Origin of the sequence: Bradyrhizobium oligotrophicum S58 (assembly GCF_000344805.1) — a bacterium.
Lineage (GTDB): Bacteria > Pseudomonadota > Alphaproteobacteria > Rhizobiales > Xanthobacteraceae > Bradyrhizobium > Bradyrhizobium oligotrophicum.
This window is the reverse complement of record NC_020453.1, coordinates 6144862-6165985: the sequence shown is the minus strand read 5'-3', so window position 1 is coordinate 6165985 and position 21124 is coordinate 6144862. Positions and strand designations below refer to the sequence as shown.

Here is a 21124-nt window from a genome sequence, read left to right as displayed (position 1 = left end):
CTGGCAAGGCGATGCCCGAATGCGCGTCAGGGTGGTGGTCGCGGCGCCGGACGCAGGGTGAGCATGGTCGGCCTCAGTGTGGCGCGGCGGAGCGGACGCGGCTGACCGCGGCGTCCACGGCGGTCCAGGCCGGCCTGTCCGGCGCGAACTGGCTGCGGAGATACGAGACGAGTTCGCCGAGCTGCGCGTCGCTCAGATGGTCCTTGAAGGCCGGCATGTAGCCGAGCTCGGACGAGGCCGGCGTCGTGATGCCGTGCAGGATCACCTGGATCAGATTGTCGGGCGTCGCGCTGTGCAAATTGCTGTTGAGCGCGAGCGAGGGCCGGCTGCCGAACAGCGGCAGACCGCCGACCTCGTGACAGACGGCGCAGGCGCCGAGATAGAGCCGCGCCGCCGGCGACGAGGCCGAGCTGACCTTGGTGCGTGCCTCCAGCTCCGAGGCCATCGCTTCCAGTTTTTCGGGCTCGGGTGTGTGCTCCTGGAACGAGGCGAGGTAGGTCGCCATCGCCCGGATATCCGCATCCGGTAGCGTGGCGAGGTCCTTGACGATCGGCGCCATGGGGCCTGCTGCCACGCCGTGGAAGCGCGACTGGCCGGAGCGCAGATAGGTGGTGAGCTCGTCCTCCGTCCACGGAATCGGAGCGGCCGAGAGCGAGGTCAGCGCCGGCGCCTCCCAGCCGTCGGCAAAGCCGCCGGCGAGATAGGCATTGCGCGGCTCGGCGCCGAGCGCGTTGCGCGGCGAATGACAGGCACTGCAATGGCCGAGGCTTTCGACCAGATAGAAGCCGCGATTCCACTGCTCGGATCTGGCCGGGTCAGGCTTGAACGGCTTGGTATCGTGAAACAGCGCATTCCATCCGGCGACCAGCGGCCGCAAATTGAAGGGAAAGCGCAGCGCATTGTCGGGCGCCTGCTGCCGGACCGGTGCCTGCGCCATCAGGTAGGCATAGAGCGCCTGCAGGTCGGCATCATCCGTCCGCGCGAAATGCGTGTAGGGAAAGGCCGGATAGAGCTGCCGCCCGTCGCGGTGCACGCCCTCGCGCATCGCGCGCTCGAAGGCGGGATAGGACCAGGCGCCGATGCCGGTCTCGGCATCGGGCGTGATGTTGGTGCTGAAGAGCGTGCCGAACGGCGTCTCCAGCGCGCGGCCGCCAGCGTTGACCACACCGCCGTCGGCGGTGTGGCAGACGGCACAATTGCCGAGCGCCGCGAGTGCTTCGCCGCGCGCGATCGTCGCCGCGGAATAGACGGACGGATCAGGCCGCGTGATCGGTGCAATCGCGCGCCAGGGCAGCACCGCGGTGGCAACGCCGATCGCAGCCGCACAGGCCGCAACGGCGCTGGCGACGAGGCCGCCGCGCTTGGCGAAAGGTTTGAGCCATGTCGTCGCCGGCTTGTCAGGCGCGGGCAACGACCGCTGCGTCGGCGTCTCCACGTGTTCGCCGCGCAGTCCTTTCAGGATGCGCTCCGGCGTGAACGGCGGCTCACGGAAGCGCACGCCGGTGGCGTCGTAGATCGCGTTGGCGATCGCTGCGGCGCTGGGGACGGATGCGGATTCGCCGACGCCGAGCGGCGGCTGATCCGGTCGCGGCAGCATCAGGACGTCGATCTTAGGTACATCGGGGAAGGTGATGATCGGGTAGGCGCCCCATTCACGCGCCGCCACCTTGCCGCGCGCGAACGGAATCTCCTCCATCAGCGCCCGGCTGGTCGCCTGGATGACGTTGCCTTCGATCTGATGGCGCACGCCGTCCGGATTGATCATCAGGCCTGAGTCCTGGCCCGCCACGACGCGTGTGACGCTGACGTCACCGGTCGTCGTATTCACCGCGACGTCGGCGATCCACGCCGACCACGCCGCCCCATAGCCGGGAAACTTGCTGTGCACGTACAGCGCGTAGGCAAAGCCGCGGCCGTGCACGACGCCGTTGTCGGGCGTCTTATCTTCCCGCACCGGGCGTGGTGTCCAGCCGGCGCGCTCGGCGACCGCGTTGACGAGATCGCGGGCACGTTCGTCCCTCAGATAACGCAGCCGATATTCGATCGGATCGACGCCGGCTTCGGCGGCGAGCTCGTCAATATAGGATTCGTGCGCGAAGCTGTTGGGCAGCGCCGAGACGCCACGAAACCAGGACGCGCGCACGATCGGTGGCATGTCATGCGCGGTGATGCGCATGTGGTCGTAGTCATAGGGCGGGATTGCGGTGCGGTCGCCCATCTCGAACACGGACGGCTCGGGCGCAATGCGGCCGGTGAGCAGCAAGGCCAAAGTCGGTGCGCCGTTCGACGGATAGCGCGTGGCGAACTCATAGGCCGCAACCGATCCATCGGCGTTGAGGCCACCATTGACGTCCATCAGCTGCGCCGTGCCCTTGGGCTCCCACAGATGCTCCTGCTCGCGCGACAGCTGCACGCGCACCGGGCGGCCGACCGCATGCGACAGCAGCAGTGCGTCGGCCGTGACATCGTCAGCGCAGTTGCGGCCGTAGCAGCCGGCGGCCTCCAGCCGGATCAGCTCGATCTGATTCTCGAGACAATTGATCAGCTTGGCCAGATCGCCGCGCAGCATGTGCGGATTCTGCGTGCCGGAATAGATGCGGATCTGCCCGTCGCGATAGTCGGCAACCGCGCAGGACGGCCCGATCGAGCCGTGCATCTGATAGGGCCAGAGATAAGTCCGCCGCATCGGCCTGGCGGCGCCGTCGATGGCAGTATCGACATCGCCCTTGTCGAGCAGCCGGCGCGGTTCGGACGGATTGGCCCGCAGCGCGTTCTCGACATCGTCGAGATCGCGCAAGGTCGGCACCGGCTTCCAGCTCACCTTCAGGCGCTCGGCCGCCAGGATCGCGTTCTCCTCACGCTCGGCGACGACACCAATGAAGTCGCCGATCACGACGACGTCGACCAGCCCGGGAATGTCGCGCACCGAGGCCTTGTCGACGCCGAGCAGGCTGGTGCCGACGAACGGGCCGGCATCGACGCCGGCATAGGGCGGACGTACGACGCGGCCATGCAGCATGCCGGGGACGCGAACATCGTGCACGTAAGTGAGCTCGCCGGTGGCCTTCGCCGGCAGATCGACGCGCGGCACCGAGCGGCCGACGATCTGATAGTCGTCCACTGATTTGACGATGGCGTCGTCGGCGAGCTCCAGCCTGATGGTGTCGTCGCCGATCAACTCGCCATAGCTGAGGACGCGATTGTTCGGGCCACGGACCAGCCCGTCCTCGACGGACAATTCGGATGTGCTGACGCCGAGCTGCGTCGCGGCGCGCGCCAACAGATAGGCGCGGGCCTGCGCCGCGGCGTTGCGCAATGGCACGGCGGTGATCTGGATGGTCTCGCTGGCGATGGTCGCGCCCTGGTTCGGCACGACGGCCGTGTCGCCCAGCACGACGATCACGCGGGCGAAGGAGACATCCAGTTCTTCTGCGACGATCTGTCCCAGGGCGGTGCGGATGCCGGTGCCGAGATCGACATGGCCGTTGAAGGCCGACACTTCGCCTGATGCCGTGATCCTGATGAAGGTCTCGACTTGGCCATCAGCGCCAGCAAGAGGACGTTCGACGGCCAGCCAGCCGCGCTGATGATCTGCTTCCTTGGCGAGGCGATCGTCCATCAATCAAGTGCCTCGAGCGTATGGCCGGCAGCGCGCATCGCGGCGCGCAGGATTTCGACATGAGCGCCGCAGCGACAGAGATTGTAGCGCAGCGCCTGCTTGATGTCGTCGAGCGACGGGTCGGGCTTGATCGCGAGCAGCGCCTTGGTCGTCATGATCATGCCGTTCAGGCAATAGCCGCATTGCGCGGCCTGCTCGGCGATGAAGGCCTGCTGCACGGCGTCCGGGTTCTCGCGAGATCCCAGGCCTTCCAGCGTGACGACGCTGCGGCCGATGCAGCCCTCGATCGGAACCACGCAGGAGCGGGCGGCACGGCCGTCGATCAGCACCGTGCAGGCGCCGCATTCGCCGAGGCCGCACCCGTATTTCGGGCCGTTCAGCGCGAGATCGTTGCGTAGCACGTGGAGCAGGGGCGTGTCCGGCGCCGCGGCGACATCATGCGCCTGTCCGTTCACGGTCAGCCGAATCGTTGCTGGCGTCATGCCCTTCTGTCGCCCGGTATGGTATCGTTAACAAGGATGGTATGCTGATCGCCCGGAGCGTATCGTTTGTGTACTAACATGCAAGTGCCACGTTTCGCGCTGCAGCGCATGCACGATTTCTCGTCATTGTGCAGAGCAAACTGATCGTTTATCCGGCAAACGTGCTTTTCGCGTGCGCCGGTGCTTGACAGTCGGCGGATGGGCACCTCATCATTCGTATACGAACGAATTGCCGCGCGCATTCGCGGCTGCGACGATCCCCGCTTGAGATTGAGCCTGTTTGAGATTGAGCCTGTGCATGGTGACTGAGACGGCGAGCGACGGTGCAGGGGACAAGATCCGCTGCGATGCCTGCCCGGTGATGTGCTACATCAAGCCGGGCGCGGCCGGCGCATGCGACCGCTATGCCAATCAGGACGGCGTGCTGGTGCGCGTCGATCCGCATATTCTGCTGGAGCGCACGGTGTCGCATGGCGGCAAGCTGGTGCCGTTCCAGGCGAGCGGCGACTGGGACGGCAAGATCGTGCATGAGCCGGAGCTGTTCGTGACCGCGATCGGCGCTGGCACGACCTATCCCGACTATAAGCCGGCGCCGTTCATCGTGTCGTCGCAGGTCGATGGCGTCGACATGGTTACGGTCGTGACCGAGGGCATCTTCAGCTATTGCGGCGTCAAGGTGAAGATCGACACCGACCGCTATCTCGGGCCGGAAGCAGCGACAGTGCGCGTCGACGGCGAGGCGGTCGGCCACGTCACGACCAGCGAATACGGCTCGCAGATGCTGTCGCTCGGTGGCGTGCATCATCTCACCGGCGGCTCCAAGAAGGAGGGCCGCGTAACCTGCGACGCGCTGATGGATCTCAGCAACCGCAAGGCCGTCGAGCTCGTCGTCGACGGCGGCGCCAGCGTGATCGTGCAGGCAGGTCAGCCGCCGATCGTCAACGGCGTCAAGGAAGAGCGCATGCGCGTCGGCTGCGGCTCGGCCACGATCGGCATGTTCGCCAAGCAATGGCAGGGCAAGGTCGACGAGGTCGTCGTGGTCGACGATCACATCACCGGCGTGCTGTCGGAGCATCAGGCCGGCAAGCTGCTCGACATTCCCGCGACTGGGATCAAGATGAAGGGGCGGCGCTCGACTCCCGGCCGCTACTTCCAGGTCGCACAGCCCGGCACGGGGTGGGGCGGCACCGACATCTCGGACCCGCTGTCGATCCTTGGGCCGTTCGATCCGAAGACGGCGAAACCGGGAACGACGCTGCTGATGGTGTCGACCACCGGCGAACACGCCGGCTACTACGTGCTCGACGAGACGCTGACGCCGGTCCAGCGCGAGATGCCACCGGAGCTGCAGTTCTCGGTCGAGCGCATCCAGGAGAATTGCGAGCCGGCGCTGTGTACCGTGCTGTTCATGGCCGGCGCCGGCGGCTCCTTGCGCGCAGGCGTGACCGACAATCCGGTGCGGCTGACGCGCTCGGTGAAGGATGCATTGACGCGGGTCACGAGCGGCGGTGCGCCGGTCTATGTCTGGCCGGGCGGCGGCATCACCTACATGGTCGACGTGACGCAGATGCCGGCCGGCGCCTTCGGCTACGTGCCGACGCCCGCGATCGTCGCGCCGATCGAGTTCACGTTGAGATTGTCCGACTATGCGGCGCTCGGCGGCCACGTCGACTATGTGCAGCCGCTCGACGGGCTGAGGGATGTCAGCAAGGACATCCGGCAGCTGCCATGGCCGGGGCAGAGCACATGAGCCGGCAGCCGCAGATCGCATTGTTGCCGGATCGTCGGCTGCACCTGCAGGACGGTCCGATCGATCTGATCATCGGGGCCGATGGCCCTGAAGCGGATATTCGCGCGGCCTATCGGGCGGCGGCCGAGCGTTTCACCGGACTGCTTGACGCGCTGTGCGCGGAGCTGCCCGACTTGCGCAGGGCTGCGGAGCCGGATCGGTGTTCGCTGCATGGCGTGGTCGCGCAGCGCATGCATGCGGCTGTGGCGCCGTTCGCACGCGAGATGTTCATCACGCCGATGGCGGCCGTCGCCGGCAGCGTCGCCGAGGACGTTCTCGGCGCAATCCTGAGCGTGGCGAACTTGACACGCGGCTATGTCAACAACGGCGGCGACATCGCGCTCCATTTGCAGGACGCCGCAACGTTCAGCGTCGGGCTGATGGATCGTCCTGACAGCGCCGGCGTGATGCGCAGGATGACGTTACGCGCGGCCGATGGAATTCGTGGGGTTGCCACCTCGGGCCGCCATGGCCGCAGCTTTTCGCTGGGGATTGCCGATGCAGTCACCGTGCTGGCGCGCAGCGCGGCGCAGGCCGACGCTGCTGCGACCGTGATCGGCAATGCCGTCGATCTTCCGGATCATCCTGCCGTGCTTCGTCGTCCCGCCTGCGAGCTGCAGCCGGACAGCGATCTCGGTCACCGTCTCGTCACATGCCAGGTCGGCGAGCTGAGCGATGCCGAGATCGCCGACGCGCTTGCGGCCGGCGAGCGGCGGGCGCAGGCGCTGCTGTCCGAAGGCCTCATCGAGGGCGCGGTGCTGCAACTGGCTGGGAACATGCGCGTGGTGGGGTTACGCCCCATTGAGATTGTTGGTCACCCGCAGTTGCGAGCCGCGGCGGCGTGAGGTTTGATGCATGATGAGCTTGAACATGAGGGACCGTCGATCATGAGCGCCGTCATCCGCAAGATCGTGACCGTGGTCGAGGAAGTTCATCACGAGATGGGCAGAGCGATCTCGCCGCCGACCCGCCGGGCCGCGGCCGTTGCGGTCATCGAAAACCCGTTCGCCGGCCGCTATGTCGAGGACCTCACGCCGCTGATCGCGATCGGCGAGGAGCTTGGCGAGATGCTGGCGAAGCGCGCGGTCGCCGCGCTCGGCATCGAGGGGCCGGCGGCGCACAGCTATGGCAAGGCGGCCGCCGTCGGCAGCGACGGCGAGCTGGAGCATGCGGCGGCGATCCTGCATCCAAAGATGGGCGCGCCGGTGCGCAAGGTGCTCGGCAAGGGCGCCGCGCTGATCCCGTCGTCGAAGAAGCGCGGCGGCGTCGGCTGCACGCTCGACATTCCGCTCGGGCACAAGGATGCCGCCTTCGTGCGCAGTCATTTCGACGGCATGGAGGTGCAGATCAACGATGCGCCGCGGGCCAACGAGATCATGGTGGCGCTCGCGGTGACCGACAGCGGCCGTCCGCTGCCGCGGGTCGGCGGGCTCACGGTGGCCGAGATCAAGGGCGACGACGGTCTACGATAGTTCAAATCAAAACTGGAGGCTGAAGGGATGCGACGGAGAACGATGCTTGCGGCAGGCCTGGGCCTTGCCGTCGCGGGACTGACGGGCACCGCTCGTGCCGAGGACGTCATCAAGATCGGCGAGATCAACAGCTACTCGCTGCTGCCGGCCTTCACCGAGCCCTATCGCAAGGGCTGGCAACTCGCGGTCGAGGAGGTCAATGCGGCTGGCGGCATCAACGGCAAGAAGCTCGTCGTCGTCTCCAAGGACGACAGCGGCAAGCCGGCAGACGCGCAGACCGCGGCCAACGAGCTGGTGTCGAGCGAGAACGTCGCGATGCTCGCCGGCACGTTCCTGTCGAACATCGGCCTCGCCGTCAGCGACTTCGCCAACCAGAAGAAGGTGTTCTTCCTGGCGGCCGAGCCGCTGACCGACGCCATCACCTGGTCCAAGGGCAACCGCTATACGTTTCGCCTGCGTCCGTCCAACTACATGCAGGCGGCGATGCTGGTCGAAGAGGCCGCCAAGCTGCCGGCCAAGCGCTGGGCGACGATCGCGCCGAATTACGAATACGGCCAGTCGGCGGTTGCCGTGTTCAAGAAGCTGTTGTCGGAAAAGCGCCCTGACATTCAGTGGGTCGACGAGCAGTGGCCGCCGCAGGGCAAGATCGACGCCGGCCCGGTTGTGCAGGCCGTCGCCGCCGCCAATCCGGAAGCGATCCTCAACGTCACCTTCGGCGCCGACCTGGTGAAGCTGGTTCGTGAAGGCAACACCCGCGGCGTGTTCAAGGACCGCAAGGTCGTGAGCTTCCTGACCGGCGAGCCGGAATATCTCGATCCGCTCAAGGACGAGACGCCGGAGGGTTGGATCGTCACCGGCTATCCCTGGTACTCGATCAAGTCGCCGGAGCACGACGCGTTCCTGAAGGCGTATCAGGCCAAGTACAACGATTATCCGCGGCTCGGCTCGATCGTCGGCTACCAGACGATCAAGTCGGCGGCCGCGATCCTCGCCAAGGCCGGCTCGACCGATGTCGAGAAGCTGATCACCGCGGCCGAGGGCCTCGCCGTGCCGTCACCGTTCGGCGAGATCACCTTCCGCAAGATCGATCATCAGTCGACGCTCGGTGCCTATGTCGGCAAGACCGCGCAGAAGGACGGCAAGGGCATCATGGTCGACACCGTCTATCGCAAGGGTTCGGACTATCTGCCTGGTGACGATGAGGTCGCCAAGCTCCGTCCGAAAGATTGATCCACGCCTTCCTGCCTCCTCCTCCCGCGGGGGAGAGCGGGCGGGGTGAGGGAGCACGACGCCTGATCTACAGGTTCGGGCCGAGATCCCTCACCCCACGCTTGCTCGCCGGCTCGTTGACAGAGCACACGAGCGCGAACGCGGCTCATTCGACACACAGACGATCTCCTGACGCGGACTGCCCATGGCCTTCTATTTCGTCCAGTTCCTGACCGGCCTTGCCAGTGCAGCCTCGCTGTTCCTGGTCGCGTCGGGGCTGTCGATCATCTTCGGCGTCACCCGCATCGTCAATTTCGCCCATGGCGCGTTCTACATGCTCGGCGCCTATGTCGCGTTCACGCTGACCGAGCGCTTGTCCGGCACGTTCGGCTTCTGGGGCGGCATCGTCGTCGCGGCGCTGGTGGTGGCGGCGATCGGTGTGCTCGTCGAGATGGTGCTGCTGCGCCGGATCTATCACGCACCCGAGCTGTTCCAATTGCTCGCGACCTTCGGCCTGACCTTGATGGTCGAGGATCTGGTGGTGCTGATCTGGGGCCCGGATGATCTGCTTGGCCGCCGCGCGCCCGGCTTCAAGGGAGCGGTCGATTTCTTCGGCCAGAACATTCCGAGCTACGACCTGTTCCTGATTGCGCTCGGCCCCATCGTCCTCGGCGCACTCTGGCTGCTGTTCCAGCGCACGCGATGGGGCATCCTGGTGCGGGCGGCGACGCAGGACCGCGACATGGTTGCGGCGCTCGGCGTCAATCAGAAATGGCTGTTCACCTCGGTGTTCGCGGTGGGCGTCTTTCTCGCCGCCCTCGGCGGCGCGCTGCAGATCCCGCGCGATGCGGTCCATCATGCGATGGACCTGCGCATCATCGTCGAGGTGTTCGTCGTCGTCGTGATCGGTGGCCTCGGCAGCATTCTCGGCGCCTTTGTCGCCGCGGTGCTGGTGTCCGAGCTCAACGCATTCGGCATTCTCATCTTTCCCACGATCTCGCTGATCCTCGTCTTCCTGGTGATGGCGGTGGTGCTGGTGGTGCGGCCCTGGGGCCTGTTCGGCAAGAAGGAAGCGCCGGCGCGCCGTACGCCGGGCCTGACCGTCATCCCCTGGCGACCGCTGAGCTCGGTCGAGCGGCTGGCATCTCTCGTGGCGCTGGCGCTCGCGGCAATGCTGCCGTTCATCGCCGGCAATTACGCGCTGACCGTCGGCGCCGAGATTGCGATCTTCGTGATCTTCGCGGCCTCCCTGCACTTCCTGATGGCGGTCGGCGGGCTCGCCTCGTTCGGCCACGCCGCCTATTTTGGTCTCGGCGCCTATGGCGTTGCCTTCCTCGCCAAGATGGCGGGGCTGCCGATGATCGTCTGCCTGCTGCTCGGTCCCTTGCTCGGTGCGGCGGGTGCAGCCGTGTTCGGCGCATTCGCGGTGCAGCTCTCCGGCGTGTACTTCGCGATGCTCACGCTCGCCTTTGCGCAGATCGTGTGGTCGATCGCGTTCCAATGGGTCGCGGTGACGGGTGGCGACAACGGCATTCTCGGTCTGTGGCCGGAGAAATGGGCGGCGTCGCCGTCGCACTTCTACTGGCTCGCGCTAGGTGTCTCGGCGCTCGTCGTCGGCGCGCTGCGTCTGATCACCTTCTCGCCGTTCGGTTACGCGCTGCGCGCGATGCGGGATTCGCCGCTGCGCAGCGAGGCCATCGGCCTCAACGGCAAGCGCATCCAGTGGACGGCCTTCATCGTCGCCGGCACCACCGCAGGTATCGGCGGCGCGCTGTTCGCCTATCTGAAGGGCAGCGTGTTTCCTGACAACATGGGCATCTCGCTGTCGGTCGACGCGCTGGTCATGGTGCTGCTCGGCGGTGTCGAGACGGTGCCCGGCGCGATCTTCGGCGCCATCGTCTACAAGGCGCTCAACATCTGGCTTGTCAGCAAGACCGATTGGTCGAAGCTCGTGCTCGGTATCTTCATCGTGCTGATCGTGGTCGCGTTCCCGAAGGGTATCGTCGGCGTGGTCGAGAGCGTCATGCATCGCCGCCGCGCAACTGCCCACAAAGCGCCTTCGCTGTCGGCCAAGATGGAGGGCGCACAATGAGTCTCGGTGTGTCGCTGCTCTCGGTCGAAGGCCTGTCTAAATCCTACGGCGGCATCCATGCCGTGCGCAGCGTGTCGTTCATGCTGCAGGCCGGCGAGATCCTCGCGCTCATTGGACCCAATGGCGCGGGAAAGAGCACCTGCTTCGACATGCTCAACGGCCAGAACGTGCCGGACAGCGGTCGCATCACGGTCATGGGTCAGGAGACCACCGGGCGCAAGCCACGCGAGGTCTGGCGGCTCGGCGTCGGCCGCACCTTCCAGATCACCGCAACCTATCCGACCATGACCGTGCGCGAGAACATCCAGGTCGCGCTGGTGTCATATCATCGCCGCCTGTTCGACTTCTGGACGCCGATGATGTCGATCGAGCGTAGCGAAGCAGATCGACTGCTCGATCTCGTCGGCATGGCCGGCTATGCCGAGCGGCCCTGCGGCGAGCTGGCCTATGGCGACCTCAAGCGGCTGGAGCTCGCGATCGCGTTCGCCAACCAGCCGAAGCTGCTGCTGATGGATGAGCCGACCGCAGGCATGGCGCCGCGCGAGCGCGTCGAGCTGATGCGGCTGACCGCCAGAATCGCGCGCGAGCAGTCGATTGGCGTGCTCTTCACCGAGCACGACATGGACGTGGTGTTCGAGCATGCGGACCGCATCCTCGTGCTCAATCGCGGCAGCCTCATTGCCGAGGGATCGCCGGGCGAGGTGCGGGCCAACCGCGAAGTGCAGGCGATCTATCTCGGCGAAGGCCTGCTGTATGATGCCGACCATCGCGAGGGAGCTCCGGCATGAAGCTGTCGGTCGCCAATCTCAACAGCCATTATGGCCCCGCGCACATCCTGTTCGACATCGGCCTCGAGGTCGGCGAGGGCGAGGTGGTGGCGCTGCTCGGGCGCAACGGCGCCGGCAAGTCGACGACCTTCCGCTCGATCGTCGGCCTGGTCGAGCTGCGCGAGGGGCAGATCATGTTCGAGGGCCAGGACATCTCGTCCGCGCCGACTCATGAGATCGTGCGTGCTGGCCTCGGCTACGTGCCGGAAGAGCGCCGGATCTTCACCGATTTGACGGTGGAGGAAAATCTCGAGGTCGGCCGGCAGAAGCCGCGACCTGGCGCGCCGCAATGGACGCGCGAGAAGCTGTATCAGTTGTTTCCGAATCTCGGCGAGATGAAGAACCGCCCCGGCGGCCGCATGAGCGGCGGCGAGCAGCAGATGCTGACGATCGCGCGCACCCTGATGGGTAATCCGTCGCTGGTGCTGCTCGACGAGCCCTCCGAAGGCCTGTCGCCCAAGATCGTCGAGCAGATGGTCGACGCCATCCTGACGATGAAGAAGGAAGGTGTGTCGCTGGTCGTCTCCGAGCAGAACCTGCATTTTGCCAAGCTGATCTCGGATCGTGCCTATATCATCGAGCGCGGCCGCATCTGCTTCGAAGGCACCATGGCCGAGCTCGACGCGCGGCCCGACATCCGCGACGCGCATCTGTCGATCTGAGGCGAGGGAAGACATGGCCAAGAGCGCCACGCTGAAGCGATCGGCGAAAGCCGCAACGAAAACCGCACCGAAGCCGCAGGCCAAGCCTGGCGCGAAGGCTGCGGCCAAGCCGGCCCGCGCGGCTTATGTGCTGGACGACCAGATCGGATTCATCCTCCGTCAGGTGTGGCAGCGCCACACCATGATCTTCGCGCGCGACATCGGCAGCAATCTGACGCCGACGCAATGGGCGGCGCTGTCGAAGCTGGTCGAGACCGGGCCGTGCTCACAGAACCAGCTCGGACGGCTCACGGCGATGGATGTCGCGACCATCAAGGGCGTCATCGACCGGCTGACGGCGCGCGGTCTCACCGAGACGAGCTCCGACCCACAGGACGGCCGGCGGCTGCTCGTCAGCCTGACCCGCGCCGGCCAGCAGCTCGCCGAGAAGACCGCTCCGCTGGCGCTCGCGATCTCCAAGGAGACGCTGGCGCCGCTCGATGCCAAGGAGCGCGAGACGCTGCTGGGGCTGTTGAACAGGCTGCGGTAGTTCCATACTCGCCGTCATTCCGGGACATCGCGAAGCGATGGGCCCGGAATCCATAGCCACGATCGTCAGTATGGATTCCGGGCTCGTGCTGCGCACGCCCCGGAATGACGGCGGAGAACGCCGTTGATGATTGACGCGATTGGGCAGGCGTTTGCTAGTTCGCGTGATCGTCCTCAAGCCCACCGCGTCATTGCGAGCGCAGCGAAGCAATCCAGAGTCACGCGCGGCGCCCTGGATTGCTTCGCTGCGCTCGCAATGACGGTGCCTGTGGCAACTACTTCGCCACGATCTCCGGGATCTTCGTCGCCGGCGGCGTGTTGCGGCTGCGCTGGGTGCGGACGATGCCGTCGATGATGGTCATGCCAATGCCGGGGAGATCGCCGAGCTGGACGCTGTCGAGCAGGGTGTTGGCCGGCGAGTGCTGCGCCTTGTCCATGATGACGAAATCGGCAGAGCGGCCGATTTCGATCAGGCCGCAATCGAGCTCGCGCATCCGCGCGGTGTTGCCGGTGGCGAAGCAGAACGCGATCTCGGCTGGGACGTCGCCGAGGGAGGACAGCAGCGACACCATTCTGAGGATGCCGAGCGGCTGTACGCCGGAGCCGGCCGGCGCATCGGTGCCGAGGATGACGCGGCTGAGCTCGTTCATTTCGCGCGCGGTGCGCAAGGTGAACAGCGCCGAGCGCTCATTGCCGTTGTGAACGAGCTCGAGGCCGGCCTTGCAGCCCTCGCAGATGCAGCGGATCTGGTCGTCGGGCAGGGCGGTGTGGCCGCCATTGATGTGCCCGATCACGTCGGTGCCGGCTTCCAGGACCACGTCCTTGTCGATCAGGCCGGAGCCGGGGATCGACGGGCCGCCGGTATGGATGGTGCTCTGGATGCCGTATTTGCGCGCCCAGCCGACCATCTTGCGCGCGGTCGGGCCGTCCTTGACGCCGCCGAGGCCGACCTCGCCGAGCAGCTTGACGCCGGCCGCGGCGAGCTCCTTGAAGTCGTCCTCGACCATCTCGCATTCGATGACCGGCGCGCCGGCATGCACCTTCACGCCGCCGGGACGGAGCGTCCAGAACGCGCGCTGCGCGAAGATCGCCATCGCCTTCAGGCCGACGACGTCGCGCGGGCGGCCGGGCATGTGGACCTCGCCGGCCGAGATCATCGTGGTGACGCCGCCATGCAGATAGGAGTCGATCCAGTTGCTCTGGTTCTGCCGCGGCGTCCAATCGCCCGCGACCGGATGGACGTGGCTGTCGATCAGGCCTGGCGCGACGGTCGTGCCATGCGCGTCGACGATTGTGGTGGCGCCCGAAGTATCGACGTCCTTGAAGCGGCCGATGGCGGTGATCTTGCCGTTCTCGGCGACGATCGTGTCGGCGTCCAGGATCGGCCGTTCCATGGCGCCTGACAGCATCAAGCCGATGTTGCGGATCACCAGCTTGCTGGGACCGGTTGCTTGCGGCGCGTCATGGGCCATCGGGATGTCCTTCTCTCCTGGCAAAGCAGTTCGCGGCAGTTTGCGCCTGCACGCGGCGCAGCATCAAGCCGGTTTTGGTCATTCGTACACGAATGAATGCTCCCGGCAAGCGGACGGCGTGCACGAAGATCAGGCGCGGGCTGCCCGCGTCAGGGTCACGGGCCTCATGGTTCGAGACGCGCCGCAAGGGCGGCGCTCCTCACCATGAGGGGCCAGATCTCGCCACGTCTTGGATCCTCGTCCCGAGGAGCCCGCCGTAGGCGGGCGTCTCGAAGGACGGCCGAGTGGCGAGCGGCTGCTCCAATCAGCTCGTCGAAGCAGCGTTTATCGCAAGGTCGGAATGTAGAACGCCTGGCGGAAATAGGAGCGGAACACCTCCATGGCCGGGGTGAACTCGATGTTCCGCCGCCATGCCAAGCCGATATCCATCGCCGGGACGGGATCGCTGAGCACGATGGTTTCGATCCGTCGTCCCTCCAGCGACCACGGACGCAGCACCATGTCGGACAGGATCGCGACGCCCTGGCCGTTGGCGACCATCGAGCGCACCGCTTCCACAGACGACGTCCGCAGTACGACGTGGGGCTGGAAGGCCGTCTTGCTCCAGTACTTCAGCGAGGTGTGCGCGGCCTCGTCGACCGTCAGCATGATGTAGGGCTCGGCGGCGACGTCCTTCAGCGAGACGGCTTCCTGCTGCAACAGGCGATGTTTCGACGGCACCCACAGCCGCCGCCGCGAACCGATCAGGGTCTCCATGGTGAGATCCGGGTTCTGCACGTTCGACGTCAGCAGCACCGCGATATCGTAGCGGTTCGACAGCAGCCCCTCCTCGATCGCCTCGCGCGTCAGCTCGAACAGCTGGATGTTGAGGCGCGGGTAGTTGCGCTTCAGCCGTTCGAGATGGTTGGGGAGGAAGTAGCCGATCACGGTGTACGTCGCAGCCAGGGTGAGGCTGCCCTCGACGTCGCCGGCCGGCACGCGCAGCGAGGTGGCTTCCTCGACCTTGTTGAGGATATCGTAGGCATGAAACAGGAACTGGCGTCCGATCGGCGTCAGCTCCATGCCCTGCGGCGAACGGCTGAACAGCTCGGCGCCGACGGTTTCCTCAAGCTCCTTGATGGAGGTCGTGATCGCCGATTGCGAGATCGACAGCGCCGAGGCGGCCTGGGTGATCTGTCCTTGCTCGGCGGTGGCCACGAAATAGCGGATCTGGCGCAGGCTGATGGCCACGCAATTCTCCATTCAAAGATCAGAATACAGAGGCATCTTTCTTCTTAAAAAGCAAATTGAGTAGTCCTTAAGCACGTTGCATCGCAAATGGGCTGCGCTATTTTCCATGTAAATTCAATATACTAGATTGATGCTGCGCACAAAGATCGTTCAGAGGTCAATCTAAAAAGGAGAAAATGAGTTTCCAACAATAATAATTTTCAATGGGAGTAGGTGTCCCTAACCTCGGCTTCCGTCGTCACGCCATTGCCCCGCGCAATCGGACGGCGCCAGGTGAGGGAGCATCCGTGCCGGTCAAGACTGTCGATATCAATTGCGATCTGGGCGAAGCGTTCGGCTCCTGGCGGCTGAGCGACGCAGAGGATGCCAAGCTGATGGAGCTGATCAGCTCGGCGAACATCGCCGCCGGCTTCCACGCCGGCGATCCGAACCTGATGGACACCACGGTGCGGCTCGCGACCCAGCACGGCGTCGGCATCGGCGCGCATCCCGGCTATCGCGATCTCCAGGGCTTTGGCCGCCGCCGCATCGACGGCTCGGCCGACGAGCTTATCAACGACATCGTCTACCAGGTCGGCGCTATCAGAGAGTTCGCGCGCCGGCATGGCGGCAGCCTGCAGCACGTCAAGCCGCATGGCGCGCTCTACATGGAGCTCGCGGCCAACGAGCAGCTGTCGCGCTCCTTCATCAAGCTGATGCGCACAGTGGCGCCGAACAGCTTCGTGTTCTGCATGGACATCTCGGTGACCTACCGGGTCGCGGTGGAGGCGGGGCAGCCGGTCATTCGTGAGTTCTATGCTGACCGTGACTACGACCGCTCCGGCTCGATCGTCTTCACCCGCCACGGCAAGAAGCTCGATCCGCAGGGCGTTGCCGACAAGGTGCTGCGCGCCTGCCAGACCGGCAAGGTCCGCACCATCGAGGGCGACGACATCGATGTCGCCTTCGAATCGATCTGCTTCCATTCGGATACGCCGGGCGCCTTCGAGATCGCCAGCGCGATGCGCCAGACGCTGATCGCGGGCGGCATCCGCATCGCGCCTGTCTCCGACATCGTTCCCCAGAAACCGCAAAGCGAATAGTTGTCCCATGAGCATTGAGATCAAGTCCCCGCTGCCCGGGGTGTTCTACCGCAAGCCGTCGCCGGAGAGCGCGCCGTTCAAGAATGATGGCGACAGCGTCGCGGCCGACGACGTGATCGGCCTCGTCGAGGTGATGAAGTCGTTTCATGAGGTGAAAGCCGGCGTCAGCGGGAACGGCATCCGCTTCACCGTCGATGATGCCGATGCCATCATGGCCGGGCAGGTGATCGCCGAGGTCGAGGCATGACCCTGCGCTCGGTCCTGATCGCCAACCGGGGCGAGATCGCGGTGCGGATCATCCGCGCGGCGAAGGCGCTCGGCCTGCGCACCGTGCTCGCACACAGCACCGCGGATGCCGGATCGCTGGCGGCGCAGCTCGCCGACGAGACCGTCGAGATCGGGCCGCCGGCTGCCAAGAAATCCTATCTCAACATCGACGCCGTGGTGAACGCGGCCAAGTCCGCCAAGGTCGACGCCGTGCATCCCGGCTACGGCTTTCTCGCCGAGAATGCCGAATTCGCTGACGCGGTGACCGCGGCCGGCATCGTCTTCGTCGGCCCGAGCGCGGACGCGATCCGGCTGCTCGGTGACAAGGTGATGGCGCGCCAGGTCGCGGCGCTGGCCGGTGTGCCGACGGTGCCGGGCTCGGACGGTCGCGTCACCGATCTCGACGAGGCCATCGCGATCGCGGCGCGGATCGGTTTCCCCGTGATGATCAAGGCCGCGGCCGGCGGCGGCGGACGCGGCATCCGCATCGTCGGCGATGCCGACGAATTTGCGCGACAGTTTCCGCAGGCCTCGAGCGAGGCGGCGGCCGCCTTTGGAGACGGCGGACTGTACATCGAGAAGGTGATCGAGCGCGCCCGCCATGTCGAGGTGCAGATCTTGGGCGACGGCACTGACGTCGTGCATTGCTATGAGCGCGAATGCTCGCTGCAGCGGCGGCGGCAGAAGGTCTGGGAGGAGGCGCCCGCAATCGGGCTTCCGGACGACGTCCGCCAGCGGCTCTGCGCCAGCGCCGTCGCGCTCGGCCGCGCCGTCGGCTACAGCGGCGCCGGCACTGTCGAATATCTCTACGACGACGCGACCAGCGAATTCTACTTCATCGAGGTCAACACCCGCATCCAGGTCGAACATCCCGTCACCGAGATGATCACCGGGCTCGATCTGGTGCAGGAGATGTTGAAGATCGCGGGCGGGGCGACGCTGTCGGTCACGCAGGACGACATCCGCATCCAGGGCCACGCCATCGAGTGCCGGATCAATGCCGAGGATCCGTACAAGGGCTTCATGCCCGCGCCCGGCCGGATCACGCAGCTCGTCGTGCCGGACGGCGAGGGCATCCGCTTCGATACGCTGCTGTTCGAAGGCTACGACGTGCCGCCGTTCTACGATTCGCTGCTCGGCAAGCTGATCGTGCGTGGGCACGACCGCGCCGATTGCCTGGCCCGCCTGCGCGCGGCACTCGACGGGCTGGCGATCACCGGCATCCCCACCACCATTCCGCTGCATGCGGCGCTGGCGCGTGACCCCAGCGTTACGGATGGCTGCACCCACACCCGCTTCCTCGAGCCGTGGCTCGAGACCGATTTCGCGCAGCTTGCCCGCGCCAGGGAGGACGCCTGATGATGACCCGCTACTCGTTCGGGGGTGACGAGCATCTCTTCGTCGAATGCGACGAAGCGATGTCGCTCGATGCCTTCTTCAAGAGCCTGTCGATGACCAATGCGATCCGCGATGCCGGCATCAAGGGCGTCACCGAGATCTGCCCGGCTAATGCCTCGTTCCAGATCAAGTTCGATCCCGACCTGATCAAGCCGAATGACATCTTGAAAGAGGTGCAGGGCATCGAGAGCGCGGCGGCGAAGACCGAGCCCGTGATCAAGACCCGGATCATCGAGATCCCGGTGTTCTATCAGGACCCCTGGACGCACGAGACCCTGATGCGCTTCCGCGAGCGGCATCAGGACCCGACCGCCAGCGACCTCGAATATGCCGCCCGCGTCAACGGGCTCGCCGATGTCGATGCCTTCATCAGGGCACATAGCGGCTCGCCCTGGTTCGTCTCGATGGTCGGCTTCGTGGCCGGCCTGCCCTTCATGTATCAGATGGTCGAGCGGGCGAAGCAACTTCAAGTGCCGAAATATCTGCGGCCGCGCACCGACACGCCGAAGCTCACGATCGGCCATGGCGGCTGCTTCTCCTGCATCTATTCGGTGCGCGGCGCCGGCGGCTACCAGATGTTCGGCATCACGCCGATGCCGATCTTCGATCCCGAGCAGAGCATCTCCTACCTGCGCGACTTCATGGTGTTCTTCCGGCCCGGCGACATCGTCAAGTTCAAGCCGATCAAGCAGGACGAATACGACCATGCGCTCGGCGAGGTCGCGTCCGGCCGCTTCGCGCCGTTGATCCGCGACGTCACCTTCGACTTCCGCGACTTCCAGAAGGACATGACCGGCTACAACGCCAAGCTGGAAGGAGCACTGGCATGACCATCAAGGTGCTTCATCCGGGCCTGTCGACCACGGTGCAGGACCTCGGCCGCCCCGGCTACTTCCATCTCGGCATTCCCGTCGGCGGCGCGATGGATCGGCTGGCCTTGCGCGCGGCCAACATGCTGGTCGGCAATGATGAGGGCGCGGCGTGCCTGGAAGCCGTCTTCATCGGCCCGCAGCTGGAATTCACGGCGCCGGTGCGTATCGCAGTGACCGGCGCCGAGATGCCGATCAAGCTCGATGGCGTCGAGCAGCCGGGCTGGACTTCACTTGAAGTCAAGCCCGGGCAGGTGCTCAGCTTCGACTATCTCAAGAGCGGCGCGCGCATCATCATCTCGGTTTCGGGCGGCATCGACGTGCCGCTCGCGCTCGGCAGCCGCTCGACCTATCCGATCGGCGCGCTCGGCGGCTTCAAGGGCCGAGCCATTGCAGCAGGCGATGAACTTCCGGTTGGTACCGCGGCAAGCGGCAAGGCCGGTGCGAGCGTGCCGGAGGCGCTGCGCCGCATGCCCGGCCATCCAGCCGAACTACGCGTGCTGCCGGGGCTGTACTGGCATCGCATTCTCCCGGAGTCGCAGCAGAGCTTCTTCGCCGACCAATGGAAGGTCGCGCCGGAGGCCGATCGCATGGGTTATCGCTTCCGTGGCGGCCAGGCGTTGAAATTCGTCGAGCGCGAGCAGCCGTTCGGTGCGGGCTCCGATCCCTCCAACATCGTCGACAGCTGCTATCCCTACGGCTCGATCCAGGTGCCTGGCGGCAAGGAGCCGATCATCCTGCATCGCGATGCCGTTTCCGGCGGCGGCTATTTCATGGTCGGCACGGTGATCTCGGCCGACATGGACCTGATCGGCCAGCTGCAGCCGAACATGCCGACGCGCTTCGTCGAGATCGACATGGACGGCGCGCTGGCCGCGCGCGCTGATCGCAAAGCTCTTCTGCAGAAGATCCGGGCGGCATTGGCCTGACCGTACGTTCGTTGCCGACCGGCCGGTGCTGAATTTCCACGACTGAGATGACAAAGGGGTAGTTCAATGAAGAGTTTGGTCCGTGTTCTCTTGGCGTCGTCGGCGCTGGTGCTGTCGGCGACCGCCCATGCCGCCGACTGGTATCCGTACGACGCAGCCAAGATCGATCCGCCGTTCGCGGCGGACGGCAAGCCGTGGGACGTGAAGTATGTGCCGCTGGAGAAAGCTTCCAAGCCGTGGAAGCTGTGCGTCTCGTTCCCGCATATGAAGGACGCCTATTGGCTCGGCGTCGATTATGGCGTCGCGGAGGAGAGCAAGCGCCTCGGCGTCAAGATGAACCTGGTCGAAGCTGGCGGCTACACCGAGCTCAACAAGCAGATCTCGCAGATCGAGGATTGCGTCGCGAGCGGTACCGATGCTGTCATCATTGGCGCGATCTCGGCCGACGGCCTCAACAAGGTGATCGGCGAGATCGCCAAGAAGAAGATCCCGGTGATCGACCTCGTCAACGGCATCTCCTCGCCTGAGGTCTCGGCGAAGTCGCTGGTGTCGTTCTACACGATGGGCGCCGAGACCGGCAGCTATCTCGCCAAGAAGCATCCGGCCGGCTCGCCCGAGGTCGTGGTCGGCTGGTTCCCTGGTCCGGCCGGTGCCGGCTGGGTCGAGGCCGCCAACAAGGGCTTCATGGATGCGGTGAAGGGCTCGGCGATCAAGGTGCTGGAGCCGAAATATGGCGACACCGGCAAGGAGGTGCAGGCCAAGCTGGTCGAGGACGCCCTGCAGGCCGCGCCCAACATCCGCTACATCGCCGGCACCGCCGTGACCGCCGAGGCGGCGCAGGGCCTGATCCGCGAACGCGGCCTCAAGGGCAAGGTCGATCTGCTCGCCTTCTACATGACGCCCGGCGTCTATGAGGGCATCAAGCGCGGCCTGATCATGGCGGCGCCCGCCGACTCCATGGTGATCCAAGGCCGGATCGCGGTCGACCAGGCCGTGCGCATCCTCGAAGGCAAGGACTACGTGAAGCATGTCGGCCCGAAGATATTCGTGGTCGACTCCGCCAACGTCGCCACCGTGCCGCCGGCGAACATCCTTCCCCCGGACGGGTTCAAGCCCGTCTTCAACTGAGCGGGGGTCAGGTGCGGCTCTGCCTCTGTTCCCTGACGGGGGCAGGGCCGCATCGCAAGGGGGCAGGCA

At 65.7% G+C, this 21124-nt stretch carries 18 protein-coding genes; 14 read left to right on the top strand and 4 right to left on the bottom strand.

All coding sequences use genetic code 11. The features are described from left to right. Positions 1 to 73: 73 nt before the first annotated feature. Together S58_RS26555 and S58_RS26550 are read right to left on the bottom strand one after the other, a co-directional pair. Complete coding sequence (locus S58_RS26555; RefSeq protein WP_015668486.1) at positions 74 to 3619, bottom strand: molybdopterin cofactor-binding domain-containing protein; 3546 nt, start codon at positions 3617 to 3619, stop codon at positions 74 to 76. Further along, positions 3619 to 4101, bottom strand: coding sequence for a (2Fe-2S)-binding protein (locus S58_RS26550; RefSeq protein WP_015668485.1), 483 nt, complete (start codon positions 4099 to 4101; stop codon positions 3619 to 3621). Before S58_RS26550 ends, S58_RS26555 begins: the two co-directional genes overlap by 1 nt. Positions 4102 to 4399: 298 nt before the next feature. Between S58_RS26550 and S58_RS26545 the strand changes: the two genes are divergently transcribed. From S58_RS26545 to S58_RS26510, 8 genes are all read left to right on the top strand, one after another. Beyond that, complete coding sequence (locus S58_RS26545; RefSeq protein ID WP_015668484.1) at positions 4400 to 5851, top strand: hypothetical protein; 1452 nt, start codon at positions 4400 to 4402, stop codon at positions 5849 to 5851. Next, the gene (locus S58_RS26540; protein ID WP_042340233.1) at positions 5848 to 6735 is read left to right on the top strand and encodes a UPF0280 family protein; all 888 of its coding nucleotides are present in this window, start codon (positions 5848 to 5850) and stop codon (positions 6733 to 6735) included. Before S58_RS26545 ends, S58_RS26540 begins: the two co-directional genes overlap by 4 nt. Before the next feature lie 42 nt (positions 6736 to 6777). Further along, positions 6778 to 7362 (top strand): amino acid synthesis family protein, encoded by a 585-nt coding sequence (locus tag S58_RS26535; RefSeq protein WP_015668482.1) that lies wholly within the window; start codon positions 6778 to 6780, stop codon positions 7360 to 7362. Between the two features lie 27 nt (positions 7363 to 7389). Next, a complete protein-coding gene (locus S58_RS26530; protein ID WP_042340232.1) occupies positions 7390 to 8592 on the top strand; it encodes an ABC transporter substrate-binding protein in 1203 nt (400 codons plus the stop codon). A 184-nt stretch (positions 8593 to 8776) separates the two neighbouring features. Then, positions 8777 to 10663, top strand: a complete 1887-nt coding sequence (locus S58_RS26525; RefSeq protein ID WP_015668480.1) for an ABC transporter permease — start codon at positions 8777 to 8779, stop codon at positions 10661 to 10663. Next, positions 10660 to 11451 (top strand): ABC transporter ATP-binding protein, encoded by a 792-nt coding sequence (locus S58_RS26520; RefSeq protein ID WP_015668479.1) that lies wholly within the window; start codon positions 10660 to 10662, stop codon positions 11449 to 11451. The genes S58_RS26525 and S58_RS26520 overlap by 4 nt, the downstream gene beginning before the upstream one ends. Beyond that, positions 11448 to 12152 carry an ABC transporter ATP-binding protein gene (locus S58_RS26515; RefSeq protein ID WP_015668478.1) on the top strand — a complete coding sequence of 235 codons (705 nt, stop codon included), beginning with the start codon at positions 11448 to 11450 and terminating at the stop codon, positions 12150 to 12152. Before S58_RS26520 ends, S58_RS26515 begins: the two co-directional genes overlap by 4 nt. Positions 12153 to 12165: 13 nt before the next feature. Next, positions 12166 to 12681: a MarR family winged helix-turn-helix transcriptional regulator gene (locus S58_RS26510; RefSeq protein ID WP_015668477.1), complete on the top strand. Its 516-nt coding sequence runs from the start codon at positions 12166 to 12168 to the stop codon at positions 12679 to 12681. 274 nt (positions 12682 to 12955) lie between these two features. Here the strand turns inward: S58_RS26510 and S58_RS26505 are convergent, their stop codons facing one another. Together S58_RS26505 and S58_RS26500 are read right to left on the bottom strand one after the other, a co-directional pair. Continuing rightward, positions 12956 to 14152, bottom strand: coding sequence for an amidohydrolase family protein (locus S58_RS26505; protein ID WP_015668476.1), 1197 nt, complete (start codon positions 14150 to 14152; stop codon positions 12956 to 12958). Positions 14153 to 14476: 324 nt separating this feature from the next. Further along, complete coding sequence (locus S58_RS26500) at positions 14477 to 15382, bottom strand: LysR family transcriptional regulator (protein WP_042340946.1); 906 nt, start codon at positions 15380 to 15382, stop codon at positions 14477 to 14479. A 287-nt stretch (positions 15383 to 15669) separates the two neighbouring features. Between S58_RS26500 and S58_RS26495 the strand changes: the two genes are divergently transcribed. The 6 genes from S58_RS26495 (at position 15670) to torT (ending at position 21055) form a co-directional block, all read left to right on the top strand. Further along, positions 15670 to 16464, top strand: coding sequence for a 5-oxoprolinase subunit PxpA (locus tag S58_RS26495; RefSeq protein ID WP_015668474.1), 795 nt, complete (start codon positions 15670 to 15672; stop codon positions 16462 to 16464). A gap of 7 nt (positions 16465 to 16471) precedes the next feature. Next, positions 16472 to 16711, top strand: a complete 240-nt coding sequence (locus tag S58_RS26490; protein ID WP_015668473.1) for an acetyl-CoA carboxylase — start codon at positions 16472 to 16474, stop codon at positions 16709 to 16711. Then, positions 16708 to 18090, top strand: a complete 1383-nt coding sequence (locus S58_RS26485; RefSeq protein ID WP_015668472.1) for an acetyl-CoA carboxylase biotin carboxylase subunit — start codon at positions 16708 to 16710, stop codon at positions 18088 to 18090. Before S58_RS26490 ends, S58_RS26485 begins: the two co-directional genes overlap by 4 nt. Then, on the top strand, positions 18090 to 18959 hold the full coding sequence (locus tag S58_RS26480; RefSeq protein ID WP_015668471.1) for a 5-oxoprolinase subunit B family protein: 870 nt from the start codon (positions 18090 to 18092) through the stop codon (positions 18957 to 18959). The genes S58_RS26485 and S58_RS26480 overlap by 1 nt, the downstream gene beginning before the upstream one ends. Beyond that, positions 18956 to 19927, top strand: a complete 972-nt coding sequence (locus S58_RS26475; protein ID WP_015668470.1) for a 5-oxoprolinase subunit C family protein — start codon at positions 18956 to 18958, stop codon at positions 19925 to 19927. Before S58_RS26480 ends, S58_RS26475 begins: the two co-directional genes overlap by 4 nt. 66 nt (positions 19928 to 19993) lie before the next feature. Then, positions 19994 to 21055 (top strand): TMAO reductase system periplasmic protein TorT, encoded by a 1062-nt coding sequence (torT, locus tag S58_RS26470; RefSeq protein WP_015668469.1) that lies wholly within the window; start codon positions 19994 to 19996, stop codon positions 21053 to 21055. Positions 21056 to 21124 lie beyond the last annotated feature (69 nt).

Excerpts from the sequence above, each read along its gene's own strand:
- S58_RS26515 (WP_015668478.1), top strand. The coding sequence starts at position 11,448 with ATGAAGCTGTCGGTCGCCAATCTCAACAGCCATTATGGCCCCGCGCAC.
- S58_RS26505 (WP_015668476.1), bottom strand. The coding sequence starts at position 14,152 with ATGGCCCATGACGCGCCGCAAGCAACCGGTCCCAGCAAGCTGGTGATC.
- S58_RS26520 (WP_015668479.1), top strand. The coding sequence starts at position 10,660 with ATGAGTCTCGGTGTGTCGCTGCTCTCGGTCGAAGGCCTGTCTAAATCC.
- S58_RS26485 (WP_015668472.1), top strand. The coding sequence starts at position 16,708 with ATGACCCTGCGCTCGGTCCTGATCGCCAACCGGGGCGAGATCGCGGTG.
- S58_RS26530 (WP_042340232.1), top strand. The coding sequence starts at position 7,390 with ATGCGACGGAGAACGATGCTTGCGGCAGGCCTGGGCCTTGCCGTCGCG.
- torT (WP_015668469.1), top strand. The coding sequence starts at position 19,994 with ATGAAGAGTTTGGTCCGTGTTCTCTTGGCGTCGTCGGCGCTGGTGCTG.
- S58_RS26490 (WP_015668473.1), top strand. The coding sequence starts at position 16,472 with ATGAGCATTGAGATCAAGTCCCCGCTGCCCGGGGTGTTCTACCGCAAG.
- S58_RS26540 (WP_042340233.1), top strand. The coding sequence starts at position 5,848 with ATGAGCCGGCAGCCGCAGATCGCATTGTTGCCGGATCGTCGGCTGCAC.
- S58_RS26525 (WP_015668480.1), top strand. The coding sequence starts at position 8,777 with ATGGCCTTCTATTTCGTCCAGTTCCTGACCGGCCTTGCCAGTGCAGCC.
- S58_RS26550 (WP_015668485.1), bottom strand. The coding sequence starts at position 4,101 with ATGACGCCAGCAACGATTCGGCTGACCGTGAACGGACAGGCGCATGAT.
- S58_RS26480 (WP_015668471.1), top strand. The coding sequence starts at position 18,090 with ATGATGACCCGCTACTCGTTCGGGGGTGACGAGCATCTCTTCGTCGAA.
- S58_RS26535 (WP_015668482.1), top strand. The coding sequence starts at position 6,778 with ATGAGCGCCGTCATCCGCAAGATCGTGACCGTGGTCGAGGAAGTTCAT.
- S58_RS26555 (WP_015668486.1), bottom strand. The coding sequence starts at position 3,619 with ATGGACGATCGCCTCGCCAAGGAAGCAGATCATCAGCGCGGCTGGCTG.
- S58_RS26475 (WP_015668470.1), top strand. The coding sequence starts at position 18,956 with ATGACCATCAAGGTGCTTCATCCGGGCCTGTCGACCACGGTGCAGGAC.
- S58_RS26510 (WP_015668477.1), top strand. The coding sequence starts at position 12,166 with ATGGCCAAGAGCGCCACGCTGAAGCGATCGGCGAAAGCCGCAACGAAA.
- S58_RS26545 (WP_015668484.1), top strand. The coding sequence starts at position 4,400 with ATGGTGACTGAGACGGCGAGCGACGGTGCAGGGGACAAGATCCGCTGC.